Annotated in this window: 21 protein-coding genes; 9 read left to right on the top strand and 12 right to left on the bottom strand. The window is 64.1% G+C overall.

Annotation, left to right across the window (positions count from 1 at the left end; genetic code table 11):
- From NTD88_RS14595 to kdpF, 5 genes are all read right to left on the bottom strand, one after another.
- Positions 1 to 1,684 (bottom strand): DUF4118 domain-containing protein (locus tag NTD88_RS14595; protein ID WP_262191733.1); only part of this gene is annotated, 1,684 nt, incomplete at its 3' end.
- Between the two features lie 9 nt (positions 1,685 to 1,693).
- Complete coding sequence (gene kdpC, locus NTD88_RS14600; RefSeq protein WP_095157836.1) at positions 1,694 to 2,254, bottom strand: potassium-transporting ATPase subunit KdpC; 561 nt, start codon at positions 2,252 to 2,254, stop codon at positions 1,694 to 1,696.
- Positions 2,255 to 2,269: 15 nt separating this feature from the next.
- Entirely contained in the window at positions 2,270 to 4,324 is a 2,055-nt protein-coding gene (gene kdpB, locus NTD88_RS14605) for a potassium-transporting ATPase subunit KdpB (protein WP_262154726.1), read from the bottom strand.
- Positions 4,321 to 6,030, bottom strand: a complete 1,710-nt coding sequence (gene kdpA / locus NTD88_RS14610) for a potassium-transporting ATPase subunit KdpA (RefSeq protein WP_262154727.1) — start codon at positions 6,028 to 6,030, stop codon at positions 4,321 to 4,323. Before kdpA ends, kdpB begins: the two co-directional genes overlap by 4 nt.
- Before the next feature lie 9 nt (positions 6,031 to 6,039).
- Positions 6,040 to 6,294 (bottom strand): K(+)-transporting ATPase subunit F, encoded by a 255-nt coding sequence (gene kdpF / locus NTD88_RS14615; protein ID WP_315975158.1) that lies wholly within the window; start codon positions 6,292 to 6,294, stop codon positions 6,040 to 6,042.
- A gap of 109 nt (positions 6,295 to 6,403) precedes the next feature.
- On the opposite strand from kdpF, the gene NTD88_RS14620 reads away from it, so the two are divergent.
- Entirely contained in the window at positions 6,404 to 7,189 is a 786-nt protein-coding gene (locus NTD88_RS14620; protein ID WP_095157844.1) for a sulfite exporter TauE/SafE family protein, read from the top strand.
- A gap of 199 nt (positions 7,190 to 7,388) precedes the next feature.
- Here the strand turns inward: NTD88_RS14620 and NTD88_RS14625 are convergent, their stop codons facing one another.
- From NTD88_RS14625 to NTD88_RS14640, 4 genes are all read right to left on the bottom strand, one after another.
- Entirely contained in the window at positions 7,389 to 8,003 is a 615-nt protein-coding gene (locus tag NTD88_RS14625; protein WP_095157846.1) for a hypothetical protein, read from the bottom strand.
- Positions 8,000 to 8,944, bottom strand: a complete 945-nt coding sequence (locus NTD88_RS14630; RefSeq protein ID WP_262154728.1) for a DUF2515 family protein — start codon at positions 8,942 to 8,944, stop codon at positions 8,000 to 8,002. The genes NTD88_RS14625 and NTD88_RS14630 overlap by 4 nt, the downstream gene beginning before the upstream one ends.
- A gap of 37 nt (positions 8,945 to 8,981) precedes the next feature.
- Positions 8,982 to 9,473, bottom strand: a complete 492-nt coding sequence (locus NTD88_RS14635) for a PAAR domain-containing protein (RefSeq protein WP_262154729.1) — start codon at positions 9,471 to 9,473, stop codon at positions 8,982 to 8,984.
- A 178-nt stretch (positions 9,474 to 9,651) separates the two neighbouring features.
- Complete coding sequence (locus tag NTD88_RS14640) at positions 9,652 to 10,800, bottom strand: DUF1624 domain-containing protein (RefSeq protein WP_262154730.1); 1,149 nt, start codon at positions 10,798 to 10,800, stop codon at positions 9,652 to 9,654.
- Positions 10,801 to 10,942: 142 nt separating this feature from the next.
- On the opposite strand from NTD88_RS14640, the gene NTD88_RS14645 reads away from it, so the two are divergent.
- The 3 genes from NTD88_RS14645 (at position 10,943) to NTD88_RS14655 (ending at position 13,485) form a co-directional block, all read left to right on the top strand.
- Positions 10,943 to 12,229, top strand: coding sequence for an arsenic transporter (locus tag NTD88_RS14645; protein ID WP_262154731.1), 1,287 nt, complete (start codon positions 10,943 to 10,945; stop codon positions 12,227 to 12,229).
- 43 nt (positions 12,230 to 12,272) lie between these two features.
- Positions 12,273 to 12,710, top strand: a complete 438-nt coding sequence (locus NTD88_RS14650; protein ID WP_262154732.1) for an MAPEG family protein — start codon at positions 12,273 to 12,275, stop codon at positions 12,708 to 12,710.
- 256 nt (positions 12,711 to 12,966) lie between these two features.
- Positions 12,967 to 13,485 (top strand): cysteine hydrolase family protein, encoded by a 519-nt coding sequence (locus NTD88_RS14655; RefSeq protein WP_095157861.1) that lies wholly within the window; start codon positions 12,967 to 12,969, stop codon positions 13,483 to 13,485.
- Positions 13,486 to 13,538: 53 nt separating this feature from the next.
- On the opposite strand, the gene lysA is transcribed toward NTD88_RS14655, so the two are convergent.
- Positions 13,539 to 14,777, bottom strand: a complete 1,239-nt coding sequence (lysA, locus tag NTD88_RS14660; protein WP_262154733.1) for a diaminopimelate decarboxylase — start codon at positions 14,775 to 14,777, stop codon at positions 13,539 to 13,541.
- Between the two features lie 128 nt (positions 14,778 to 14,905).
- Between lysA and NTD88_RS14665 the strand changes: the two genes are divergently transcribed.
- From NTD88_RS14665 to NTD88_RS14680, 4 genes are all read left to right on the top strand, one after another.
- Positions 14,906 to 15,820 carry a LysR family transcriptional regulator gene (locus NTD88_RS14665; protein WP_095158031.1) on the top strand — a complete coding sequence of 305 codons (915 nt, stop codon included), beginning with the start codon at positions 14,906 to 14,908 and terminating at the stop codon, positions 15,818 to 15,820.
- Positions 15,821 to 16,310: 490 nt separating this feature from the next.
- Complete coding sequence (locus NTD88_RS14670; protein ID WP_095157865.1) at positions 16,311 to 16,637, top strand: DUF485 domain-containing protein; 327 nt, start codon at positions 16,311 to 16,313, stop codon at positions 16,635 to 16,637.
- Positions 16,634 to 18,292, top strand: a complete 1,659-nt coding sequence (locus NTD88_RS14675; protein ID WP_095157867.1) for a cation acetate symporter — start codon at positions 16,634 to 16,636, stop codon at positions 18,290 to 18,292. The genes NTD88_RS14670 and NTD88_RS14675 overlap by 4 nt, the downstream gene beginning before the upstream one ends.
- A gap of 91 nt (positions 18,293 to 18,383) precedes the next feature.
- Positions 18,384 to 19,628, top strand: coding sequence for an OprD family porin (locus NTD88_RS14680; RefSeq protein WP_262154734.1), 1,245 nt, complete (start codon positions 18,384 to 18,386; stop codon positions 19,626 to 19,628).
- 179 nt (positions 19,629 to 19,807) lie between these two features.
- Here the strand turns inward: NTD88_RS14680 and NTD88_RS14685 are convergent, their stop codons facing one another.
- Positions 19,808 to 22,399: an EAL domain-containing protein gene (locus NTD88_RS14685; RefSeq protein ID WP_262154735.1), complete on the bottom strand. Its 2,592-nt coding sequence runs from the start codon at positions 22,397 to 22,399 to the stop codon at positions 19,808 to 19,810.
- 389 nt (positions 22,400 to 22,788) lie between these two features.
- Between NTD88_RS14685 and NTD88_RS14690 the strand changes: the two genes are divergently transcribed.
- Positions 22,789 to 24,408 carry a sensor domain-containing diguanylate cyclase gene (locus NTD88_RS14690; protein ID WP_262154736.1) on the top strand — a complete coding sequence of 540 codons (1,620 nt, stop codon included), beginning with the start codon at positions 22,789 to 22,791 and terminating at the stop codon, positions 24,406 to 24,408.
- A gap of 18 nt (positions 24,409 to 24,426) precedes the next feature.
- Here the strand turns inward: NTD88_RS14690 and NTD88_RS14695 are convergent, their stop codons facing one another.
- Positions 24,427 to 25,386 (bottom strand): DMT family transporter, encoded by a 960-nt coding sequence (locus NTD88_RS14695; protein ID WP_095157873.1) that lies wholly within the window; start codon positions 25,384 to 25,386, stop codon positions 24,427 to 24,429.
- Position 25,387: the final 1 nt, after the last annotated feature.

Below are 25,387 nucleotides of genomic sequence, written 5' to 3' on the forward strand. Positions count from 1 at the left end.
CGTTGTCGCTGAATTGCAGCACGCCGCCACTGGCCACCTGCAAACGGCCTTCGGCGTCGCGCTCCAGCAGGCACGCCTGCAAGTCCGACCAGCCTTCCAGGTGTTGCCCGGCGGCGCTGAACACCGCCTGGCGGTCAGTGGCCGCGGTGAGTTTGCGCGACAGGTCGAGCAGTTGCCCGGTCTGCTCCTGAGTCTCGCGCAGCGCTTTGAGTTGCCGACGCTGCCGCGCGGCGAGGTTGCCGGTGAGCACCGCCATCAACAGGAAGAACAGCGAGGTCAGCACGTCTTCTTCGCGCTGGATGGCGAAGGAGAAATTCGGCGGGATAAACAGGAAGTCATACGCCAGGAACGACATCGCCGCACAGGCCAGCGCCGGACCGATGCTACTGCGCACCGCCACCAGCAGGACCGCAGCGAGGAACACCAGCGAGATGTTCGGCAGGTCCATGACCCGCGCCACCGCCGAAGCCAGCCCGGTAGCGAGCAAGGTCGCCAGCAGCGCCAGGGCGTAGTGACGCCAGACCCAGACGCGAGGCGCGACCGTCCGCGTCGGTTCCGGCTGGGCATCGCGGTCAAGGACGTTGATTTCCAGGCCGTGGGCCTCGCGCAGCAGGCGGGTCGCCACGCCCGCGCCGAACAGGCGGCGGCGCAGGCGATCCCGCGACTGCCCCACCAGCACCAGGCTGGCGCGGCGCTCGATGGCATGCTGGATCAGCGTGCGCGCCACTTCCCCGGCGCGCAGCACCACCACTTCGCCGCCCAGGCGCTCTGCCAGTTGCTGCGCCGCTTGCAGGCGCTGGCGAGCGGTTTCGTCGCGCAGGCGGCCGTTGTCGACATGCACCAGGCTCCACGGCAGATGACGGCGCTGGGCGACCCGGCTGGCATGGCGCACCAGCCGCTCGGCCTGGGCATCGCCATCCACCCCCACCAACAAGCGCCCGCGCAGCGCCGGGGCATCCTGGCCGAGACGACGATAACCATGGGCCAGGTCGGCATCGACCTGGGCCGCGGCGGTCTGCATCGCCAACTCGCGCAAGGCGGTGAGGTTGGTCTGGGTGAAGAAGGCATCGATCGCCGCCCTCGCCTGTTCCGGCACGTAGACCTTGCCGTCGCGCAGGCGCTCCAGCAGTTCTCGCGGCGGCAGGTCGATCAGCACCAGTTCGAAGGCTTCCTGCAGGACCCAGTCCGGCAGCGTCTCGCGCACCTGTACGCCGGTGATGCCGCGCACATGGTCGTTGAGACTTTCCAGGTGCTGGACGTTGACCGTGGTGTAAACGTCGATGCCCGCCGCCAGCAGTTCCTGCACATCCTGCCAGCGTTTGGCGTGACGGCTGCCGGGGGCGTTGCTGTGGGCCAGTTCGTCCACCAGCACCAGCTCCGGCGCGGCCTTGAGCAGGCCGTCGAGGTCCATTTCCTCAAGGGTCACGCCGCGGTATTCCGAGCGCACCAGCGGCTGCTGCGGAATACCGCCGAGCAGCGCCTCCGTCTCGCTGCGCCCGTGGGTTTCCACCACCCCGGCGAGCACGCGCACGTTATGCCGCAGGCGCGCATGGGCGGCCTGCAGCATGGCGTAGGTCTTGCCCACCCCTGGGGCGGCGCCGAGAAACACCTTGAGCCGGCCGCGGCCTTCGCGCGGCAGTTCGGCAAGCAGCGCGTCGGCGCGCTGCGAATCACTGTGGGTCACGCTGTGTCCTTATTTCGAAAGCGGGGCGAGCCGGTCGAGGGCCGCGTTCAGCGCCAGCACGCTGACCACCGGCGGACCGATCAAGGGTTGCAGGGTGGCCTGCTCCACCAGCGCTTGCAACGTCTGTTGCGAGATCTGCCGCGCCGCCGCCACCCGCGGCAGTTGATACGCCACCGCCGCCGGCGGCAGGTGCGGATCGAGGCCGCTGCCGGAGGTGGTCAGCAAGGCCAGCGGCACCGGCCCCTGCGCCTCACGATAGAGACCGCCGGCGGCCTCGTCGATCCGCGTGGCCAGGGCCGGGTTGCTCGGCGCCAGGTTGCTCGCACCGCTGGCCACGGTAGCGTAGTCGGCGGCGGACGGCCGCGACTGGAACCAGGCGTCGCCGCTGAACGGCTGGGCGATCAGCCAGGAGCCACGGACCTGGCCCTGTTCGTCGCGCATCAGGCTGCCATTGGCCTGCTCGGGAAAGGCCACCTGGGCGATGCCGGTGACCAGCAGCGGATAACCGACCCCGGTCAGCAGGGTCATCAGCAACAACAGGCTCAGGGCCGGACGTAGATGAGTCGTCATGGGTAATTCCTCGGTTCAGACCAGGTGCAGGGCGTTGAGCAGCAGGTCGATCAGCTTGATACCGGCGAACGGCACCAGCAGACCGCCCAGGCCATAGATCAGCAGGTTGCGCCGCAGCAGGTGAGCGGCGCTCGCGGCCTTGACCCGCACCCCGCGCAGGGCCAGCGGAATCAGCACGACGATAATCAGCGCGTTGAACACGATCGCCGAGACGATCGCGCTCTGCGGGCTGGCCAGGTGCATAAGGTTGAGCACGCCCAGTTGCGGGTAGATCGCGGCGAACAGCGCCGGCAGGATGGCGAAGTACTTGGCCACGTCGTTGGCGATGGAAAAGGTGGTCAGCGCGCCACGGGTGACCAGCAGTTCCTTGCCGACCTGAACCACATCCAGCAGCTTGGTCGGGTCGCTGTCGAGGTCGACCATGTTGGCCGCCTCGCGGGCCGCCTGGGTGCCGTCGTTCATCGCCATGCCGACATCGGCCTGGGCCAGCGCCGGGGCATCGTTGGCGCCGTCGCCGCACATTGCGACCAGGCGGCCGTCGTCCTGCTCCTGGCGAATGCGCGCCAGTTTCTTCTCCGGCGTGGCTTCGGCCAGCACGTCATCGACCCCGGCCTCGGCGGCGATGGCGGCGGCGGTCAGCGGGTTGTCGCCGGTGACCATGACGGTGCGGATACCCAACTTGCGCAGTTCGGCGAAACGTTCGCGGATGCCCGGCTTGACCACGTCCTTGAGGTGAATGACCCCGAGCAGGCGCTTGTCGACGCAGACCAGCAACGGCGTGCCGCCGCTCTGGGCGATCTTGTCCACTTCGCGGGCCAGCGGTGCCGGCATTTCCAGGCGTTGCAGGCCGACGAACGCCAGCACCGAATCCACTGCGCCCTTGCGGTAGCGACGCGGACCGAAATCCACACCGGACAGCCGCGTCTCGGCGCTGAACGCCACCGGCACCAGCTCCGCCATCGACGGCTCGGCGAAGTCATGCAACTGGCGCAGGTACTCGACGATGGACTTGCCTTCGGCGGTGTCGTCGGCCAGCGAAGCGAGCAAGGCGCCCTCGGCCAGCTCCCGCGCGGTGACGCCAGGCGCGGCGAACACGGCGCTGCAACGGCGGTTGCCAAAGGTGATGGTGCCGGTCTTGTCGAGCATCAGCACATGCACGTCACCCGCCGCCTCCACCGCGCGGCCGGAGCGGGCGATGACGTTCAGGCGCACCAGGCGGTCCATGCCGGCGATGCCGATGGCCGAGAGCAGGCCGCCGATGGTGGTGGGGATCAGCGTCACCAGCAGCGCCACGAGAAACACCATGGGAATGCTGCCGCCGGCGAAATGGGCGAACGGCTGCAGCGTGACCACCACCACGAGGAAGATCAGGGTCAGGCCGATCAGCAGGATGTCGAGGGCGATTTCATTGGGCGTCTTCTGCCGCTTGGCGCCTTCGACCAGGGCGATCATGCGGTCGAGGGTCGACTCGCCGGGGTTGCTGGTGATCCGCACCAACAGCCAGTCGGACACCAGCCGGGTACTGCCGGTGACCGCCGAACGATCACCGCCGGACTCGCGGATCACCGGCGCGGATTCACCGGTAATCGCCGCTTCGTTGACCGCGGCGATGCCTTCGATCACTTCGCCGTCGCCAGGGATCATCTCGCCGGCTTCGACCCGCACCACGTCACCCTTGCGCAGGGCCGTGGCGGCGACCACTTCGAAACCGCCGGCGCCGGTCCGGCGCCGGGCACTGAGGCCCTCGTTGCCGGCCTTGAGGCTGTCTGCGCGGGCCTTGCCGCGGCCCTCGGCGAGGGCTTCGGCGAAGTTGGCGAACAGCACGGTGAACCACAGCCACACCGCGATCTGCAGCGACACGCCAGTGGGCACGCCGCTGTCGGGCAACAGGCACAGCACCGTGGTGAAAATCGCGGTCAGCTCCACCACCAGCATCACCGGAGCACGCTTGAGCTGACGCGGATCCAGCTTGACGAAGGCCTGCAACAGCGCCGGGCGCCACAAGGCGGCGAACGAGGTCCGCGGGCTGCTGTTGGCTGCCGTGTTCACTTCGGGAATCGGCATGTTCATGGATTCACTCCTTGCAAGCCCAGGCTCAGGAATTCAGCGACCGGACCCAGGGCCAGGGCCGGCAGGAACGTCAGGCCACCGACCAACAGGATGGTGACCACCAGCAGGGTGACAAACAGCGGGCCGTGGGTCGGGAAGCTGTTCAGGCCCACCGGCGCGGTCTTCTTCAGCGCCAGGCTACCGGCCAGGGCGAGCACCGGGAGGATGTAGCCGAAGCGCCCGATCAACATGCCCAGGCCGATCATCAGGTTGTGGAAGGTGGTGTTGGCGCCCAGCCCGGCGAAAGCCGAACCGTTGTTGGCGCTGGCCGAGGTGTAGGCGTAGAGCAACTGGCTGAAACCGTGAGGTCCGGGGTTGCTGACGCTCGCCGCCGGACCGGGCAACGCGGTGGCGAGGGCGCCGAGGACCAGCACACCGAGCGGCATCACCAGCAGGGTCGCGACCAGCAGTTGCACCTCGCGGGCCTGGAGTTTCTTGCCGAGGTATTCCGGGGTGCGGCCGATCATCAGGCCGGCGAGGAACACCGCGATCAGCACGTTCAGCAACATGCCGTAGAGCCCGGCGCCGACGCCGCCGAAGATCACTTCGCCGACCATCATGTTGACCAGCGCGACCATGCCGGTCAGCGGGTTGAGGCTGTCGTGCATGGCGTTCACCGAGCCGTTGGAGGCGGCGGTGGTGGTCACGGTCCAGAGCACGCTGCCGGTGGTGCCGAAGCGGCTTTCCTTGCCTTCGAGCGGCGCGCTTTGCTCGACCTGCGGGTTACTCAAGGTCGGGTTGGCCTGGTACTCCGACCACAGCGCTGTAGCGCCGCCGATCAGGAACAGCGCCAGCATGCCGGCGATGATCGCGCGGCTCTGGCGCAGGTCCTTGACGTAGTGGCCGAAGGTGAACACCAGGGCCACCGGAATGAGGATGATCGACGCGACTTCGAACAGGTTGCTCCAGGCCGTGGGGTTCTCGAACGGGTGCGCCGAGTTGACGCCGAAGAAGCCGCCACCGTTGGTGCCCAACTGCTTGATGGCGATCTGGCTGGCGGCCGGGCCGAGCGGAATGAGCTGATCGGCGCCTTGCAGGGTGACCGCGTGAACGTAGTCACTGAAGGTCTGCGGCACGCCCTGCCAGACCAGCAGCAACGCCAGCACCAGGCACAGCGGCAACAGGCCGTAGAGGGTGGCGCGGGTCATGTCGACCCAGAAGTTGCCGAGGGTGCCGACGGAACGCCGGGCGATGCCGCGGCACAGGGCGACCAGCACGGCCAGGCCGGTGGCGGCGCTGACGAAGTTCTGCACGGTCAGGCCGATCATCTGGCTCAGGTAGCTGACCGAGGCTTCGCCGCTGTAGGACTGCCAGTTGGTGTTGGTCATGAAACTGACCGCGGTGTTGAACGCCAGCGACCACTCCTGGCCCGGCAGGTGCTGCGGGTTCAGCGGCAGGAACGCCTGCAGGCGCAGCACCGTGAACAACAGCAGGAAGCCGGCAAGGTTGAACGCCAGCAGCGCCAGGGCGTACTGCTTCCAGTTCTGCTCCTGTTCGGCCTTGACCCCGGCGATACGGTAGCAACCGCGCTCGACCGGTCCCAGCACGGGCGTCATCCAGGTGCGCTGGCCTTCCATCACCTTGTAATAGAAGCGCCCGAGCCAGGGTGCCGGCAACAGCACCAAGGCGAAGAACACCAGCAGCAATGCGTAATCGTAACTGTGCATGGCTGCTCCCTAGCCGCGATCGGCGCGCAGCAACGCGGCCATCAGGTACACAAACAACGCCACTGCCAGCAGCAGTGACACCCCGTCCAGAATGCTCATGAGAAATCTCCGTCCAACGGCACCTGCCGCGTAGGGAAATTCTCTGGCTGAGGCGAGTAAAGGGACGAGACCGAAGATGCGTGTTGCGCATAAAGAAAGCGTAAAACCAGCGCCCGCCGGCGATTTTGATGCGCTCGGCACAATCAGACCTGCACGCATATGCATAGAGCGAATCGATATCGGTTATAAGCTAATTCGATATGAATATATTTGGGTATAAAAAAAGTGGTTATGCTGCGCGCGCCCTTCGATTCAAGAGCGTGTCAGGTAACGTATGGATGTCGGTTCTTTTGGCTTCACCATTGCTGGTCTGGTAGTCGGTTTCATTGTCGGTATGACCGGTGTCGGCGGCGGCTCGCTGATGACCCCGATCCTGCTCTGGTTCGGCATCAACCCGGCCACCGCGGTCGGCACCGACCTGCTCTACGCGGCCATCACCAAGGCCAGCGGCGTCTGGGTCCATAGCAAACAGAAAAACATCGACTGGGCGATCACCGGTTGGCTGGCCCTGGGCAGCGTGCCGGCGGCGGCGGCGACCTTGTGGTTCCTCAGCACCCTGCACACCGACACTGCGGCGCTGAACGCCATCATCAAGCAGGGCCTGGCGGTGGTGCTGATCCTCACGGCGCTGGCGATCCTGTTCAAATCCCGTCTTCAAGCCTTTGCCAGCAAGCATGCCGGTGACCGTTACCACCTGAGCGGGCGCAGCCTGAATGTGCTGACCGTGATCACAGGCGTGGTCCTCGGCGTGATGGTCTCGCTGACCTCCATCGGTGCCGGCGCGCTGGGCACCGTGGCGTTGTTCCTGCTTTACCCGTACCTGGTGACCCGCCGCCTGGTCGGCACCGAAATCGCCCACGCCGTGCCGCTGACCCTGGTCGCCGGCCTTGGCCATGCCAGCATGGGCAACATGGACTGGTCGTTGCTGGGTTATCTACTGCTGGGCTCGTTGCCGGGGATCTACATCGGCAGCCACCTGACCGGGCGGATCTCGGACAACGTGCTGCGCCCTTGCCTGGCGACGATGCTGTTGTTGATCGGGTACAAGCTGGCGTTTTGAGATGCCGGAGAGGTGAATGAAAGAGGGCCGCTATTGCGGCCCTTTTGCATTTTTGGGGTTTGGGTGCAGGTGGGGGGAGCTGGCTTGGCAGTTTCCAGGCCGGTGTTGTCGGATGACAACAGGAGGGGCTTTACTGCGAAGTAGGACAGCTCTTCACGGCTGCCTCGAATGCCGTTTTGAACTCGGAAACGATACCGGCTTATGGATATCCCCATGGGGTGGCCAGTTGTAGCGTGATGAGGTAACGCTCCTCTGTTGGGCGACTATCATCTCTGAAGCGTCCAACTACCAGCATCACTTCATATTTGTTACTCGCTCGCCAGTAAGCACTACCGCCTCGGTTGACGTCTCGCAATCGGGCACGCCACTCAGGCGTGTCGGCGAACGGAGGGTCTTTTTCTGTCCCGATGGAAATCCAACCAGCCTTGCGCCATTGCTCCTGCAAATCCAGCACGACCCTTAGGGTGTCGTCGAGCACTAGCGGCTCAATTTGAGGGGACATGCGGATGCCGTCGACCAGCTCATCAGTGAAACCTATCGTGAAGAAACGGGCCAGAGGGGTTACAAATCCATATTGAGGGTCTATGAGTCGCAGTCGGGCATCAGTCTTTGGCACCATGAACCAGTGATGCCCAGGAATGGCGGGGTCGATCGCTGCGCTGGAGCGCTGACGCATGTCTTCCCAAGGTTCGCCAGGCGTCAATGCGATTTCGGGTTCATCTGCAAAAAGACGCACGCCCCCAAAGACCAGAAGTGCGGCAACGAATAGACCAAGCCCGCCACGTTGCCAACCTATCGGCCCGAGCCGGTTCATCGGACACCCAGGCCTTTGGCGATATCGTCAATGGCCTGTTCGATTCGATGCTGCTCAGTGCTGTGCAACAATCCTTCAAACTCCGCAGCTGCTTTAAGCACGAAAGTCATGCGTTGGTTGATATCGGCTAGGTTAGCGATGGGGTTGTTGCTGAACTCAATGGTGCGGCCATCGTTGAGGGAGCGGCATTGGCTTGCGAGCGTCAACTCAATCGCTTGAGCTACGCCGGACGGTATGCCCGTGACGTAGGAAAGATGGTTGCCTCGTAACAGGCTTACCAGTTTGGGGTCGGTATACATCGTGGGCTGAAGGATATTTCGTTGCTCATGGTCAGCTAGATACTCAACGCTTTTAGCGATATTGCCAGCATCAATAGCTTCGAAGGCTTGCAGGATTTCCCTATAGTCAGTACCGAACCTTAATTTATCTTGCTCGATGGGCCATAGCACTGGAGATTGGGCATTTCCATAAATATTCTTGCGCAAGCGTAAGCACGTTTTAAGCGACTGAAATCCCTTATCTTTATAAAACGCATGCAACGGAAACACATCCAAAAACAGCGTTGTATTACCCATCGCCATCATTTCGTACACATGCTGATAAAGCTGTTGCACGCTGGACAACGGCTCACCTTCACTCCGTATATCAACGCTTGGCACCGGATTATTACGGTTAGCCTTTTCATACTCCTTTTGTCTTTTCTCGTACTCCAGAAACCTGGCCCGTCTTTCGCGTTCTTCGGTGCTGAACAGTCCCCACACACCTGCTCTGGCACTTGTCCTCAAATGCTCCGCAGCCTCATATTCCGCCTGAATTTTCTCGATGGATTCAGATGCATGCAACAAGCCGCAGCCCACTTGTTTGGATGCAAACGCGGCGAGGCCAGTCCATTGAAAACGGTGATCGGATTGCCATAGCTGGGCGTAGGCAGAGTTGATCATCTGGTTACGCACCTTGGGATCGGCTATCAACTTTCCGCTAGGTGCAATGAAGTCTTCGGCTTGTTTCTGGTAAAAACGCCAGTTTTTCTCGCAGGCGGACTCGATTGTTTCCGTGAACCCGGAGGAGGCGATAGGGGCCGAGGCGAAGTTTTGGTGGATAGAGAAGGATTGTTGCCCCCAGGCTGGATTGGCCGGGCTGCTTGAAGCCGTGGTCGAGGGCTGATTGTGCCTCGGCGCCATGACGCTGTTGGTGGACTCGTAAGAGAAGCCGAAGTCCGAGGGAATCAACCCGGCGTAACACGGGCAGCCACTGAAGCTGTCCAGGCTTCCCGCGACCAGCACCGCCTTCGTTGATAAATGACGGAATGCCGCCGTGGATCTGATAGGTCTTCCCGGTCACGCCGCACGTCACCGAGTCACCCTGACGGGCCGAAGGCAAGCCCTCGATGATGAATTCGCTGTCGCCGGTTAGAACCTGGCCGCCACAGGTGGTCTTGTCGCCAATGCGAATGAGGTGGCCCAGCACCATGAATCTGCGTCCTTGTAGGTTCGCTCAAGAGCTCCCGGGAAAGGGTTCACCGGGCAAAGGGCAGATACTTGCTGGGCGCAGGCTGGCAGTCAGCAGGGCGATTCTTAGTGATATGTAGGATGTTTCTGAGGCAGCAATCGCTGACGGCCCTGGACCCATGGACCGTCAGTGATCTCGCTTATAAATACTTCAACCAGGCAATATCCCGCCGCCGTGCCTTCAACCGCGCAAACCAGCGCACCGGCAGGTACAACGCCAACGCCAGCAGTGCCGCCGCGATCCACACCGCCAGCACCGAATCAAAGCCGAAATACTGCCCATGGTTGGTACCCCAGATCGCCACGCTGGCGAGGTACAGCAGCTTCAACACATACAAGTGCAGCAAGTAGAAGAACATCGGCGCCGCGCCGAACACCGCCAGCCAGCGCACTGCGCGTCCGTCGTTGCGGCGTTCGAACAGCACCAGCAACAGCAGGCCGATCCCCAGCGTCAGGGCGAGGAACAACAACGACGGCGGGTATTTGGTGATGTTGAAAAAGCTCATCAGCGTCTGCACGGCCGTGTCACCGCTCAACCAGGGCTTTTCGCCATAGCCGTTGAGCAAGCGCAACACCAGGAACAGGCCCAAAGCCCCGATGGCAGTCCCCAGCAATAACTGGCGACGCTGACCCGCCTCAGTGCCCCGCGCAAACCATGGGCCGATGGCATAGCCCAGCGAAATCACGCCGATCCACGGCAACAGCGGATACGACGTGCGCAACCGCAACCCCTCGGACACCTCGATCCAGCCACGGTCATGCAGCACCGCCCACGGCACATGGGCCCAGTGCCCGACCGCGAAATGCAGTCCGTCGAGGAGGTTGTGCCCGGCCACCAGCAACACGCCAAGGGCGATCAGCACACCGCGCGGCAGCCACAGCAACGCGCTCAGTGCCAGCATGCTCAGGCCGATGGCCCAGATCACCTGCAGGTAGACCACGCTCGGCGGCAACTGGAAGGTCCAGGCGAAGTTGACCAGGGTGAATTCCAGCACCACCAGAAACAACCCGCGCTTGAACAGGAAGGCCGAGACGGCCGCCTTGCCCTGGTATTTCTCGCCGTAGAGAAACGCCGACAAACCGGTCAGCAGGATGAACACCGGCGCGCACAGGTGCGCCAGGGTGCGGCTGAGGAACAAGGCCGGATCGATCTGGGTCACATCCATCGGGTCGGCGACCTGCAGGTGCAGGTAGAAGGTTTCCCGGACGTGGTCCAGCAACATGAAGAGGATCACCAGCCCGCGCAGGGCATCGATCGAATGGAGACGCGTTGAAGGTAGGGGGGACATGCGACAGGATTTCTCATTCATGCAATGTAATAGTGTTACACATGATGGCACGTAGCCGCGCACCCTGTCACTTTGCCGATTACCCGATCCTCGCTACATTGACCGGCCTTGCGCCCATCACTCACCCCGCCGAGCCCACGCCATGCTGATCGCCGTCTCGATTTTCGTCCTCACCCTGGTGCTGGTGATCTGGCAACCGCGAGGCTTGAGCATCGGCTGGAGCGCCAGCGGTGGCGCGGTCCTGGCGCTGCTCGCCGGGGTGGTGCATCCGGGCGATATCCCGGCGGTCTGGGCCATCGTCTGGAACGCTACCGCCACCTTTATCGCGCTGATCATCATCAGTCTGCTGCTGGATGAAGCCGGCTTCTTCGAATGGGCCGCACTGCACATGGCGCGCTGGAGCAAGGGCCGCGGCGCACGCCTGTTCACCCTGATGGTGCTGCTCGGCGCGGCGGTGTCGGCGCTGTTCGCCAACGACGGTGCGGCGCTGATCCTTACCCCGATCGTGGTGGCGATGCTCCAGGCCCTGCGCTTTTCGCCGGCGGCGACCCTGGCCTTCGTCATGGCCGCAGGTTTTATCGCCGACACCGCGAGCCTGCCGCTGGTGGTGTCGAACCTGGTGAATATCGTCTCGGCGGACTTCTTCGGCATCGGCTTCGGCGAGTACGCGTCAGTGATGTGGCCGGTGAACCTGGCGAGCATCGCCGCCACCCTCGGGATGCTCTGGTGGTTCTTTCGCAAGGACATCCCGCGCCACTTCGAGCCGACCCTGAAAGCCCCGCGCGACGCCATCCGCGACGTGCACACGTTTTACGCCGGCTGGGTGGTGCTGGTGTTCCTGCTGCTGGCGCTGTTCGCCCTGGAACCGCTGGGAATTCCGGTCAGCCTGGTATCGGGTGTGTGCGCGCTGGTCCTGCTGCTGGTGGCCGGGCGCGGCAAGGTGATTTCCACGCGCAAGGTCATGCGTCACGCGCCCTGGCATATCGTGGTGTTCTCGCTGGGGATGTACCTGGTGGTCTACGGCCTGCGCAACGCCGGGCTGACCGAGTACATCAGCGGCCTGCTCGACCTGCTCGCCAGCCACGGCCTGTGGGCCGCGACCCTCGGCACCGGGCTGCTCGCGGCGCTGCTGTCGTCGGTGATGAACAACCTGCCCAGCGTGCTGGTCGGCGCGCTGTCGATCCACGGCGCCGAGGCCAGCGGGGTGATCCGCGAGGCGATGATCTACGCCAACGTGATCGGCTGCGACCTCGGCCCGAAGATCACCCCGATCGGCAGCCTCGCCACCCTGCTCTGGCTGCATGTGCTGGCGCGACGGGATATCCGCATCACCTGGGGTTACTACTTCAAGGTCGGCAGCCTGCTGACACTGCCGGTGTTGCTGGTCACGCTGGCCGCGCTGGCGCTGCGCCTGAGCCTGCCTGGCTGAGCGAAAGACTCAGCCAGACCTGATGTTTCTCAAAGGAGTGAATATGAGCCTTACCCTGTCGGTTTACGCCCTGTGTGTCGTGGTCCTGTTCCTGAAAATGCTCGGTATCTCTTGCTACCAAGGCTTTCACCGCATCAGCCGGTTGACCTTCGCCAACCCCGAGGACGCCCGCTTCGTGGGGCGCGCGGCCAGCCCGCAGGAACTGCCCGAAGTCACCCGGGCGGCAAAAGCCTGGGGCAACGACCTGGAAAACATCCCGCTGTTCTTCGTCCTCGGCGGCTTGTGCGTAGTACTCAAGACCAGCGTCAGCGCCACTATCCTGTTGTTCTGCGTGTTCACCCTGGCGCGGGTGGCGCACACTCTCGCGTACCTCAACCAGTGGCAGCCATGGCGGACGATGTTCTACGCCGTGGCGCTGGTTTGCCTGCTGGGCATGGCCGGGATGATCGTGGGCAGTGCCAGCGAGGCGCTGCTGGGTTGATCGCCCATCTCATGGAGTGGCAGCCATGTGCTGTCCAACAGATATTCAGCGCACTTGCCATCACCCCGCCAGTAACGCTACTGTCAGCCCCATGAATCGGTTCCGCAGCACCTCGACCACCCTGACCACTACCGCCACCGGCGGGCCGTGCGGGTGTTCGTGAGCGTCTGATGCCACACCCGAAAGGCCCCGCCAGCGATGGACGGGGCCTTTTTCGTTGTCCCGTGTCGCTGGCTCATCACAAGGAGCGACACCCATGCATGCACTCTTGATTCTCGATCTGCAGGTCGGCCTGTTCCACGGCCCGGAGCAGCCGTGGCGCGGCGACGCGCTGCTGGCCGCAGTGAACAGCCTGCTGGCCAAGGCCCACGCCGCCGGTGCGCCGATCTTCCTCGCCCGCCATGTCGGCCCGCCCGGCTCGCCGCTGGCGCCGGACAGCGCGCTGACCCAACTGATTCCGGAACTGGACCTGAACGGCAGCGAGACGGTATTCGAGAAACAGCGCCCCAGTGCCTTTGCCGGCACCGGGTTGCTGGAGAAACTCAAGGACGCCGGCGCCAGCGGGCTGGTGATCGCCGGGATGAAGACTCAGTACTGCGTCGACAGCAGTTGCCGCGTGGCGCGGGATCTGGGGTTCGACGCGGTACTGATCGAGGACGGCCACACCTGCTCCGACACGCCGCAACTGAGCGCCGAGGCGATCGTTGCTCATCACAACGCGACGCTGGCGGGGCCGTTCTGTCGCGTGGTGAAGGCGGCTGACTGGCAGTTTTGAGGAAGGAGCGGCTCGCACTTCGCGAGCAAGCTCGCTCCTACAAGGGCCTCGGGTTAGAGACCCTGTTCCAGCGCCAGCAGATCCGACAGCGGCTGGGCCCGGCGAATCAGCCGCGCCTCGCCGTTGTCCAGCAGCACTTCGGCCAGCAGTGGCCGGCTGTTGTAGTTGGACGACATCGACGCGCCATAGGCGCCGGTGTCGTGCATCACCAGCAGATCGCCCACCTGGGGTTGCGGCAACAGACGCGGGACCAGGCCCTGATCGTCCTGGGTGAAGACGTCGCCGGACTCGCACAGCGGACCGCCCACCACGCATTCCACCAACGGCCGCTCGACCGCCTGGCCCTGGGCATCCAGCACGCTCATGTGGTGATAGGCGCCGTACATGGCCGGGCGCATCAGGTCGTTGAAGCCGGCGTCCACCAGCACGAACTGGCGGCTGCCCGCGCGTTTCACCGCACGCACTTCGGTCACCAGACGGCCCGATTCGGCGACGAGGAAACGCCCCGGCTCGATTTCCATGCGCACCGGATGCGCGAGGAAGGCTTCGATTTCTTCCTTGGCTTTCTGCCAGGTGCTGGCATAACGCTCGACATCCACCGCCACATCGCCTTCGCGGTACGGCGTGGACAGGCCACCGCCAATCGAGAACGCCTCGATATCGTGGTCCAGGGCCTTGATGACCTCGACCATCGCCCCGCCGACCTGGGCCAGGTGGCCGTAATCGACGCCCGAACCGATGTGCATGTGCAGGCCCACCAGGTGCAGGCCCTTGGCACGGATCACCGCGAGTGCGTCGCCGATTTCTTCGTGCCAGATGCCGTGCTTGCTGTTCTCGCCGCCGGTGTTGGTCTTGCGGCTGTGGCCGTAACCGAAGCCGGGGTTGATGCGCAGCCAGACGCGGTGGCCCGGCGAGTGCTCGCCCAGTTGACGCAGCATGTCGATGGAGCCGCAGTTGACTTCAACCTTGAGTTCCACCACCCGGCGCAGGGTCGGTTTGTCCAGCAGGTCGCAGGTCAGGACCACCCCGGCCGGGTCGCCGTCCGGGCTGTAGCCCGCCAGCAGCGCCCGCTCCAGTTCACCAACGGACACCGCGTCGACGCGCACGCCGTGCTCGCGCATCAGCCGCAGGATGTGCAGGTTGGAGCTGGCTTTCTGGGCGAAACGGACCACGTCGAAGCAGCGCAGTTGCACGATGCGGTCACGGATGATGGCGGCGTCATAGGTCCAGAACGGCGTGGGGAACTGCTGCGCGGCGGCAACCAGGGTCTGCTGGGCGAAAGGAAGGGTCATGACGCGGGAATCCTGCGGGCGATGAGAATGACGCCATCATGCCCAACGCCTTCCATGCAGAAAAATATCTATTCTTTGTCAGTCGATTCAGTTTTGATATGACCACTTTTCCAGAGCAGGCCATCGCCGTGAGCATCTCCGTCCGCCACATCGAAGTGTTCCGCGCCATCATGCTGGCCGGCAGCGTCACCGGCGCGGCGCGCTTGCTGTTCACCTCGCAGCCGACTTTGAGCCGGGAACTGGCGCGCCTGGAAAGCCTCAGCGGATTGAAGCTGTTCGACCGCCAGGGCGGTCGCCTGTTGCCGACGGCACAGGCGTTGATGCTGCTGGAGGAAGTCGAGCGCTCCTATGTCGGGCTGGAGCGGATCAACAGCCTGGCGCAGTCGATCCGCCGCTTCGAGCACGGCCAGTTGCACCTGACCTGCCTGCCGCTGTTCTCGCAGACCCTGCTGCCGCGGGTGTGCAAACAGTTCCAGCGCCAGCAGTCGGGCATCAGCCTGTGCATCAGCGCCCAGGAATCACCGCTGCTGGACGAATCCCTCAGCGCCCAGCGCCATGACCTCGGCCTGACCGAGGGCGAGCAGGTGCCACGCGGCACCCGCGGCGAGTCGCTGTTCAGCGCCGACATGCTCTGCGTGCTGCCCGACGGCCATCCGCTGGCGGCGCGGGAGCAACTGGCGATGAGCGATTTTCACGGGGTCGATTTCATCAACCTCGCCGGGCGCGACATCTACCGCCAGCGCCTCGACGAGCACTTTCGCACTGCCGTGGTGGAGCGCCATACGGTGATCGAAACCACCAACGCCGCGTCGGTCTGCGCCATGGTTCGCGAGGGTCTTGGCGTGGCGATCATCAACCCGCTGAGCGCCCTGCAGGAAGCTGGCCGGGGCCTGGCGGTGCGACGCCTGACAGTGTCGATCCCTTACCGGGTGATGCTGATCCGCCCGGAATTCCGACCGTCATCGGTGTTCGTCGAAGCCTTTTGCCAAGCCCTGCACAACGAGGCGGCGAGCCTGATGGAGCGTCTGGCGCGGCTCGACTGACTGCACGATGCGCTCCGACTAGCGACTAATCCATTCAGCTACACCCGATCAGCCTCGAATCAGCCTTAAAACTACGAACACGTATAGTACAAATACCATATCAAACAGGTAACACTTCCATATCTGCACCGGAATGATATATAAAGCCCCCGGAGCCATCTGCGCCGCTTCCCGTCGACACGGAAACGGCAAACATAAAGAGCTAACAATCAGCCACCGGGTGCCACACATGTCGAAACTTGCCCAGGGCCTCGCCCCTGCCGCCCTCAGTACGTCCGCGCGACCGTCCGTTGTTCACGACCGCCGTCACCTCTCACACCGAACACCCGTCCACGACGATCCCCATCGCCGCGAATAACCGCGCGCGCTGACGCGCCAGCACTTCTCACGTTTCCCTCCGGTGACGGGCCACGCCCGCCGCCCCGGTGTCGCGCACCCTGAAATCCGTGCGTGGCGTGCAAGACCATAAGAAAGCCAAGGAGCCCCACCCATGAGCAATGCTGAACTGTCCCATAGCCAGCGATGTGCGCGGATCCGCGCCAATCCGAAATTCCAGCACCTGGTGCGCAGCCGTTCGCGGCTGTCCTGGTCACTCAGCGCCGCAGTGCTGACCGCCTATTACCTGTTCATGCTGGTGGTCGCCTTCCAGCCGCAATGGCTGCACACCCCACTGGCCGAAGGCCGCCAACTGACCCTCGGGATTCCCGTGGCGGCGTCGCTGATCGTGCTGTCCTGGCTGCTCACCGGCTGGTATGTGCGCAGCGCCAACACCCGCTTCGACGCGATGAGCGCCGACCTGCTGGAGGAGTTGAAATGAACCCACGCCTGCTCGCCCTCGGCGCCCTGCTGCTGGCCCCGGCACTGGTCTTCGCCGCGCCCATCGTCGCCGAAAAACAACCGGTCAACCTGCATGCCATCGGCATGTTCTTCGTCTTCGTCCTCGGCACGCTGGCGATCACCTGGTGGGCCGCCCGCCAGACCCAATCCACCTCCGATTTCTACACCGCCGGCGGCGGTATCAGCGGCTTCCAGAACGGCCTGGCGATCGCCGGTGACTACATGTCCGCCGCCACCCTGCTGGGCCTCTCCAGCCTGGTCTTCGCCAAGGGCTACGACGGTTTCATCTACACCGTGGCGTTCTTCGTCGGCTGGCCGATCATCACCTTCCTGATGGCCGAGCGGTTGCGCAACCTGGGCCGCTTCACCTTCGCCGACATCGTCTCTTACCGCCTCGACCAGACCCGCATGCGCACCTTCGCCGCCTTCGGTTCGCTGACCGTGGTGTGCTGCTACCTGGTGGTGCAGATGGTCGGCGCTGGGCAACTGATCAAGCTGCTGTTCGGCCTCGACTACCGCACTGCGGTGATCGTGGTCGGCGCGCTGATGCTGGTGTACGTGATCTTCGGCGGCATGATCGCCACCACCTGGGTGCAGATCATCAAGGCGGTCCTGCTGCTCGCCGGCGGCACCACCCTGGCGATGCTGGCCATGGCCGAGTTCGGCTTCAGCTTCGAGACCCTCGCCACCCGCGCCGTCGAAGCCCACGCCATCGGCTGGAACATCATGGGCCCGGGCGCGATGCTCGCCGACCCGATCAACGCCGCGTCGCTGTCCCTCGGCCTGGTGTTCGGCATCGCCGGCCTGCCGCATATCCTCATGCGCTTCTTCACCGTGCCGAACGCCAGGGAAGCGCGTAAATCGGTGTTCTACGCCACCGGCTTCATCGGCTTCTTCTTCCTTGTGGTGATGGTGCTGGGCTATGCCGCCATCGTCATCGTCGGCACCGATCCGCAGTTCTATGTTGGCGGCGACCTCAAGGGCGCGCTGATCGGCGGCGGCAACATGGTCGCCATGCATCTGGCCAAGGCCGTGGGCGGCAACCTGTTCCTCGGTTTCCTCTCGGCGGTGGCCTTCGCCACCATCCTCGCGGTGGTTTCGGGGCTGGCGCTGGCCGGTGCTTCGGCAATTTCCCACGACCTGTACGCCACCGTGCTGAAGAAAGGCACCGCCAGCGAAGCGCAGGAAATGCGCGTCACCCGCTTCGCCACCGTGGGTCTGGGCGTGATCGCCATCCTGCTGGGCTTCCTCTTCGAGAACCAGAACATCGCCTTCCTGGTTGGCCTGACCTTCGGCATCGCCGCGTCGACCAACTTCCCGGTGCTGATCATGGCCATGTACTGGAAGAACCTGACCACCCGCGGCGCCCTGGCGGGCGGCTTCGCCGGTCTGATTTCGGCGCTGGTGCTGGTGATCCTGTCGCCGGCCGTGTGGGTGACCGTGCTGGGCAATGCCAAGGCGATCTACCCCTACGACCACCCGGCGCTGTTCTCCATGCCGTTGGCGTTCCTGGTCACCGTGGTGGTCTCGCTGCTGGACACCAGCGCCCGCGCCGCCCGTGAACGCGACGCCTTCGACGACCAGTTCGTCCGCGCCCAGACCGGCCTCGGCGCCGCCGCCGCATCCAACCACTGATTCCTGTCACATCCCCCTGTAGGAGCGAGCTCGCTCGCGAAGGCCTGCGCCAGCAGGCCCCGCCCCACACATAACAACAAGAGAACCCAACATGCTCCGCACCCTGACCCCACTGGCCCTGGCCATCCTCTGCAGCAACGCCCACGCCGCCTTCCTCGACGACAGCAAGGCCAGCGTCGAAGCCCGCAACTTCTACTTCAACCGCGATTTCCGCCAGGACGGCGCGGCCCAGTCGAAAGCCGAGGAATGGGCGCAAGGCTTCATCCTGCGCTACGAATCCGGCTTCACCGAAGGCACCCTTGGCTTCGGCGTCGATGCCATTGGCCTGCTCGGCCTCAAGCTCGACTCCAGCCCCGACCGCGCCGGCAGCGGCCTGCTGCAACGGGACCGCGAAGCACCGAAGCGCGCCCAGGACAGCTCCAGCGACCTCGGTCTGACCGCCAAGGTCCGCGCGTCCAATAGCGTGCTCAAGCTCGGCACACTGATCCCCAAACTGCCGGTGCTGATGCCCAACGACTCGCGCCTGCTGCCGCAGGTTTTCCAGGGCGGCCAGGTGACAGTGCAGGAAATCAGCAACCTCAGCGTAGACCTGGGCCGGTTGCGCCAGGTCAACCAGCGTGATTCCCAGGACTACGAGGACATGAGCGTCACCACTGGCGCGGCGAAGAACATCGTTGTGCGCCAGACCACCACCGACCGCTTCGACTTCGGCCACGCGCTGTACAAGTGGAACGACAGCCTGAGCACCAGCTACAGCTACGGCGGCCTGGAAAACCTCTATCGCCAGCACATGCTCGGGCTCACTCACACCTGGGCGCTGGGCGACGGCCAGACGCTGAAAAGCGACCTGCGCTTCGCCCGCTCGCTGGACGACGGCGGCAGCAATATCGACAACAAGGCGCTGGGCGCGATGTTCACCTACGGCCTCAAGGGCCACGCCTTGGGGCTCGGCTACCAGCGCATGAGCGGCGACACCGGCTTCGCCTACATCAACGGCGCCGACGCATACCTGGTGAACTTCGTGCAGATCGGCGACTTCGCCAACAAGGACGAGCGCTCGTGGCAGGCGCGGTATGACTTCAACTTCGCCAGCGTCGGTATCCCCGGCCTGACCTTCATGACCCGCTACCTGAGCGGCGACAACGTCGACCTCGGCGCGTCACGGCCGAACGGCAAGGAATGGGAACGGGACATGGATATCGGCTACGTGATCCAGAGCGGACCGCTGAAAAACCTGGGGGTGAAATGGCGCAACGCGACCGTGCGCTCGACCAATTTCGGCAATGACCTGGATGAGAACCGGCTGATTGTGAGTTACACCGTGGCGCTTTGGTAAATCGCATCCCGTCGCTAGCCGACAGATCTTCAGCGTTCTGAAGATCGAGCGCCGCCCGCGCGGCGCTTCGCGGCGGTTCGGCGCCCCGACAAGCTCGCTCCTGCACTAAAGCGCTGATTCAAAACTTTGCGCGATTCTGTAGGAGCGAGCTTGATCGCGATGCGCACCACCCCGAAGTCCTACCCCACAACCCCCGCCTCTTCTTCGATCACCACCCGTTCCTCCAGCCACTGCGCCAGCGCATCCGGCGCCAATGGCGGAGAGAACAGATAGCCCTGGGCCACCGGATAACCCTGCTCCTGCAGCCAGACACTCTGCGAGTCGGTCTCGATACCCTCGGCCACCACCGTCAGGTGCAGGCTCTTGCCAATGCCGAGAATGGCATTGCTCAACGCCCGCGCCGCTTCGTCATGCTCAAGATCCGCGACAAAACTGCGGTCCAGTTTCAACTCCGACACCGGCAGGCGCCGCAGGTAGCTGAGGCTGGAATAGCCGGTGCCGAAATCGTCCATCGACAGGCGAATGCCCTGGGCATGTACTTCCTCGATGGTCTTCATGGTGCTGGGGTTGGTGTCCAGCAGAATGTTCTCGGTCAGTTCGAGGGTCAGGTCCGCCGGCGCCAGGTGATGGCTGCGCAGGGTGTCGGCGATCATCCGCGGCAGGTCGAGGTTGTGGAAACTGGTCGGCGACAGGTTGACCGCCACCGCCGGCACCACCAGGCCCCGGGCGCGCCATTCGGACAACTGCCGGCACGCCTCGCGCAGCGCCCAGCGTCCCAGTTCGGCCACCAGGCCACACTCTTCGGCCAGCGGAATGAAACGCGCCGGCGATACGTCGCCGAACTGCGGATGGGTCCAGCGCGCCAGCGCCTCGACGCCGTACAGGCGCCCGGTGGACATCTCGATCTGCGGTTGGTAATGCAGGCGCAACTGGCCTTTCTGCAGGGCCTCGCGCAGGGCGTTTTCCAGCGCCAGGCGCTCCTGCGCCAACTTGTTCATTTCGCTGCTGAAGAAACTGAAGCAGCCGCGGCCGCTGCTCTTGGCCTGGTACATGGCCATGTCGGCGCGGTGCAGCAGGGTTTCCACGTCGCAACCATCGGACGGGTACATGGCGACGCCCACGCTGGCGGAAATCGACAGGTTGGTGTTGGCGATGGTCATCGGCTGGCACAGCAACGTCTGGATGCGCTCCACCGCGTCGGCGGCATGGTCGCCGTCGCACTGCGGCAGGATCACCACGAACTCGTCGCCCGACAGCCGCCCGGCGATATCCGAACCACGCAGTTCACGGCGCATTTTCGCCGCCACGTTACGCAGCAGTTCGTCGCCGGCCGGATGACCAAGGGAATCGTTGACCTGCTTGAAGCGGTCGAGGTCGATGAACAGCACCGCCAGTTGCTCGTTGTTGCGCGCGGCGGTGGCGATCGCCTGATCGGCCTTGGCCTGCAACAGGCTGCGGTTGGGCAGGCCGGTCAGGGCGTCGTAGTAGGCCAGTTGGCGGATCCGCTGACGCGAGTTTTCCCGCTCCAGCGCCAGCGAACAGAGGTGCGCGCAGGCGTCCACCAGGCGCTGGTGGAACAGCGCCGAGGCGACATTGCGCGGCTGGCGGAAATAGAAGGCGAAGGTGCCGATGGCCTCGCCCTGGCTGTTGCGGATCGGCGTCGACCAGCAACTGCGAAAGCCCAGCGGTCGCGCCAGGTCCTGGTAGCCGGCCCACAGCGGGTCGCTGGCAATGTCGTCCACCAGCACCGATTCGTTGCGCCAGGCGGCGGTACCGCAGGAACCCACCATCGGGCCGATACGCACGCCATTCAGTTGGCGGCTGTAATCGCTCGGCAGGCTCGGCGCGGCGAGCGAATGCAGTTGCCCCTCTTCGTCGACCTTGAGGATCGAGGCGGTGATTTCCGGGGCGATGCGCTCCACTTCCAGGCAGATCAGCTCCAGCACTTCAGTCAGCGGCTGCTCCCGGGCCATGGACTCCAGCACCCGGTGCTGCAGGGCTTCGTGCATCTTGGCCTGGGTGATGTCGGTGAACAGGGTCACGGTGTGCTGCAACTGGCCGGCACTATCAAAGATCGGGTTGCTGACCACCTTCGCCCAGTAGCGCTGGCCATGCTTGCCGGTGACGATTTCCTCGCGCTGCATGGCACCGGCGGCGTACATCTCGGCGTAGTACTCGGCGATGGTCTGCTCGTCCCGGTCCGGCACCAGCAGCGCCATCGGGCTCAGGCCTTTGATCTCGTCGCCACGCCAGCCGAACATCCGCCCGAAGCCGGCGTTGGTGTAGGCGATGCGCCGCTGGCTGTCGCTGATCATCACCGCGGTGTCGCTGGCATCCGCCACCAGCGACAGCATGCGCAGGCGTTCCTGCTGGACCCGTTCCTGCTCCAGCCGCGCGCTGATATCGGTGGCCAGCTTGAGTACCTGGACAACCTCACCGTTGCCGTCGAACACCGGCGTATAGGTCGCCTCCAGCCAGCAACTGCTGCCGTCGCTGCGCACCCGTTCCTGGATTCCGGAACTTCCGCTGCCTTCGCGCAAGCGTGGCCAGAACAATTCGTAAGCCGGGCTCTCCACCAGCGTGCGCGGGCAGAAGAAGCTGTGGTGGCGGCCGCAGATGTCCTCCAGCGAGTACCCCAGCAGCACCAGGTAGTTCTGATTGGCCCGCAGCAGCGTGCCATCCGGGGCGAACTCGGCGATGGACATCACCCGGTCGAGGGCGGCCAGTTGAGCCAGCGACAATTCGATGGAACGGTTGTCGTGAGACGTCATGTTCTACTCAAGAGAATCCAGCCAGGCAGTGGCCGGGATAGACCAGGAACCTGTGCCCACTGCGGCGCCCGAAACCCGCGGCCGCATCCATGGCACATGCATTGATGTCAGCATGATATTACCCCTCCCGCATGGCGGTCCATCTCTCCACCGTGCAAAACAAGCCCTTCGGCGCAGTTGCCGGCCTCACCGAAACAACACAACTGTCTGAATCGGCGTGGTTTTCGGTTCACTGCGTGACCCATCAGTCAAATTCATGTCCACGTATACACTGTGGCTATTCGACCAAAGTCTCATTACCCTTGGCGCGACAACTTCGGGCTTCAGGCGCAGTATGCCGCGCTTCGTCACGGCCCATGGCGGTTTGCCATGACCGTGCGCGCCTTCAAATGATTCAGGATCGGGGCAAGGGGACTTCGGTGCAGTTGAGACATTTCTTCCGTTGGGATCTGCGCAGCCTGATTCTGCTGCTGACGCTGATCACCGCTCTGGTCACCCTGCTCAACAGTTTCTATGCCAGCTATCGCGTGCAGTACCAGTTGCTGATCGACAACGCGCTGGAAGCCAACCACGCCTATGCCTCGAAGCTCGCGTCCAGCACCGAAACCTACCTGCAAGCCTCGCAGCAACAACTGGCCTACGCCGCCGACCTGCTCGGCGAGCACTTCGACGACCTCGCACAACTGAACCGCGAAGCCGTGCGCCTGCGCCTGCAGACCAACACCTTCAACTCCATCGTCATTACCGACGACCAAGGCGTGGTGCGCTCCACCTCGCCGGACACCCTGCAGATTCTCGGCAAGAAGCTGCAATCGGAGGGTGCCCTGGCGGCCCTGCGCGAGCGCCGGCCGCTGATCTCCAGCCCTTACATGTCGGCGGCGAACAACCTGATCATCTTCATCTCGCAACCGGTGTTCGACAAAGCCGGCCGCTACCGCGGACTGATCGGCGGCAGCATCTACCTCAAGCACAAGAGCATCCTCAACGAACTGCTCGGCGAGCACTACTACAAGAACGGCTCCTACCTGTACGTGGTCGACAGCAACCGCCGCCTGCTCTATCACCCCGATGCCGACCGGGTCGGCAGCATCGTCGGCAGCAACAGCCTGATCGACACCCTCGGCACGCGGGACAACGGCACCCAACGGGTAATCAACAGCCAGGGCATGGACATGCTCGCCGGTTTCGCCTCCGTGCCCTCGGCGCATTGGGGCATCGTCGCCCAACGCTCCACCGAATCGACCCTCGAAGGGCTCGACCAGTTACTGATGAGCGTGATCTTCAAGACCATCCCGCTGGCGATCGTCAGCTTCATCCTGATCTGGTGGTTCTCGCGGATCATCGCCCAACCGCTCAGGCAGTTGGCCGCGGGCGCGAAGAAGATCAACGAGCCGGAAACCAGCGCGCAAATCGAGAGCGTGCGCTCCTGGTACTTCGAATCGTCGGAACTCAAGCGCGCCCTGTTGATTGGCCTCAACCTGCTGCATGAGCGCCTGGGCAAGCTCAATCACGACATCCAGACCGACCCGCTGACCGGCCTGCGTAACCGCCGCGGCCTCGACCTCGCGGTGACGCTGTGGCAGGCGGAAAAACGCCCGTTCTCGGTGATCGCCATCGACATCGACCACTTCAAGCAGGTCAACGACACCTACGGGCACGCCGCCGGGGACGAGGTGCTGCAAGCGCTGGCGGAGGTGATGCGCGGCTGCTCACGGGACCACGACGTGATCTGCCGTTCCGGCGGCGAGGAATTCTTCATGCTGCTGCCGGGCACCCGCCCCGACACGGCCGCGCGGGTGGCCGAGCGCTTGCGCCATCGGGTCGAGCAGATGGAATTCGAAACGGTCGGCAACCTCACGCTGTCCATGGGCGTGGCCAACTGGCCGCTGCACTCGGACAACGCCGCGCGGGTCTTCGAAGTGGCTGACGAGCAGCTTTATCAGGCCAAGATCGGCGGGCGCAACCGGGTCCGCGTGGCCGACGCAGCAGAGGTTGCCCATCAGGTCTGAGCCTCACAGGCCAAGGTGTCAGGCCGGGGCATCCTTGCCCTGGGCCTGCGGCGCAACCCTGGCCTTGCCCGGCTTCAACCGCGACACCCCGAACAGCACCAGCGCCAGCCCGGCGATCTGATACGCGGAAATGTCCTCGTTGAGCAGCGCCCAGGACGCCAGCACCGTCAGCACCGGGCCGAGGTTGCCCACCGCCGCCGTTTGCGTGGCGCCCATGCGCTGGATCGCCAGCGCCACCCAGTAAATCGGCAACACCGTGGAAAACAGCGCCATCAACGCGGCATTCACCCAGACCGCCGCGGGCAACTGGCCCAGTTGCGAGAAATCCCCGGTCAACAGGTAATGACCCAGAACCATGAGCGACGAAGCCGTGCCCGCCAGGCCGGCGAGGCGCATCGAACTCATGGTCTTGAGCATCACGCCGGTGCCGGAGTAGTACAGCGCGTAGGTCACGGCGCTGGCGAAAACCCACAGCGAACCGAGAATCACCTGATCGCCCACCCCCGAAACGCTGACGTCATGCACAAAGGCCACGCCCAGGCCGAGGTAGCAGATGCCCATCGCCACTAGCACTCGTGGGGTCGGCCGCTCGCGCAGGGCCACGGCCTGGAAGATCAGTACCAGGGTCGGATAAGTGAAAAGGATCAGCCGCTCCAGCCCGGCGCTGATGTATTGCAAGCCGTAGAAGTCGAACAGGCTCGCCAGGTAATAGCCGAACAGCCCGAGCAACAGCACCCGCCCGGCACTGCCCCAGCTCAGCGGTGCATTGGCGTGGCCGCGACTGAACCACACCAGCCAGAGAAACAGCGGCAACGACAGGGCCATGCGCAGGGCGAGCAAGGTGATCGCATCCACCGGGCCCGCCGCGTAGGCAAGCTTGACGAAGATCGCCTTGAAGCTGAAACCCAAGGCCGACAGCACTGCGAACAGGCTGCCGTTATCGATGTAACGCTGAATCCGGGGAGGAAAGCTGATCATG

Origin of the sequence: Pseudomonas sp. 20P_3.2_Bac5 (assembly GCF_025466035.1) — a bacterium.
Classification (GTDB): Bacteria; Pseudomonadota; Gammaproteobacteria; order Pseudomonadales; family Pseudomonadaceae; genus Aquipseudomonas.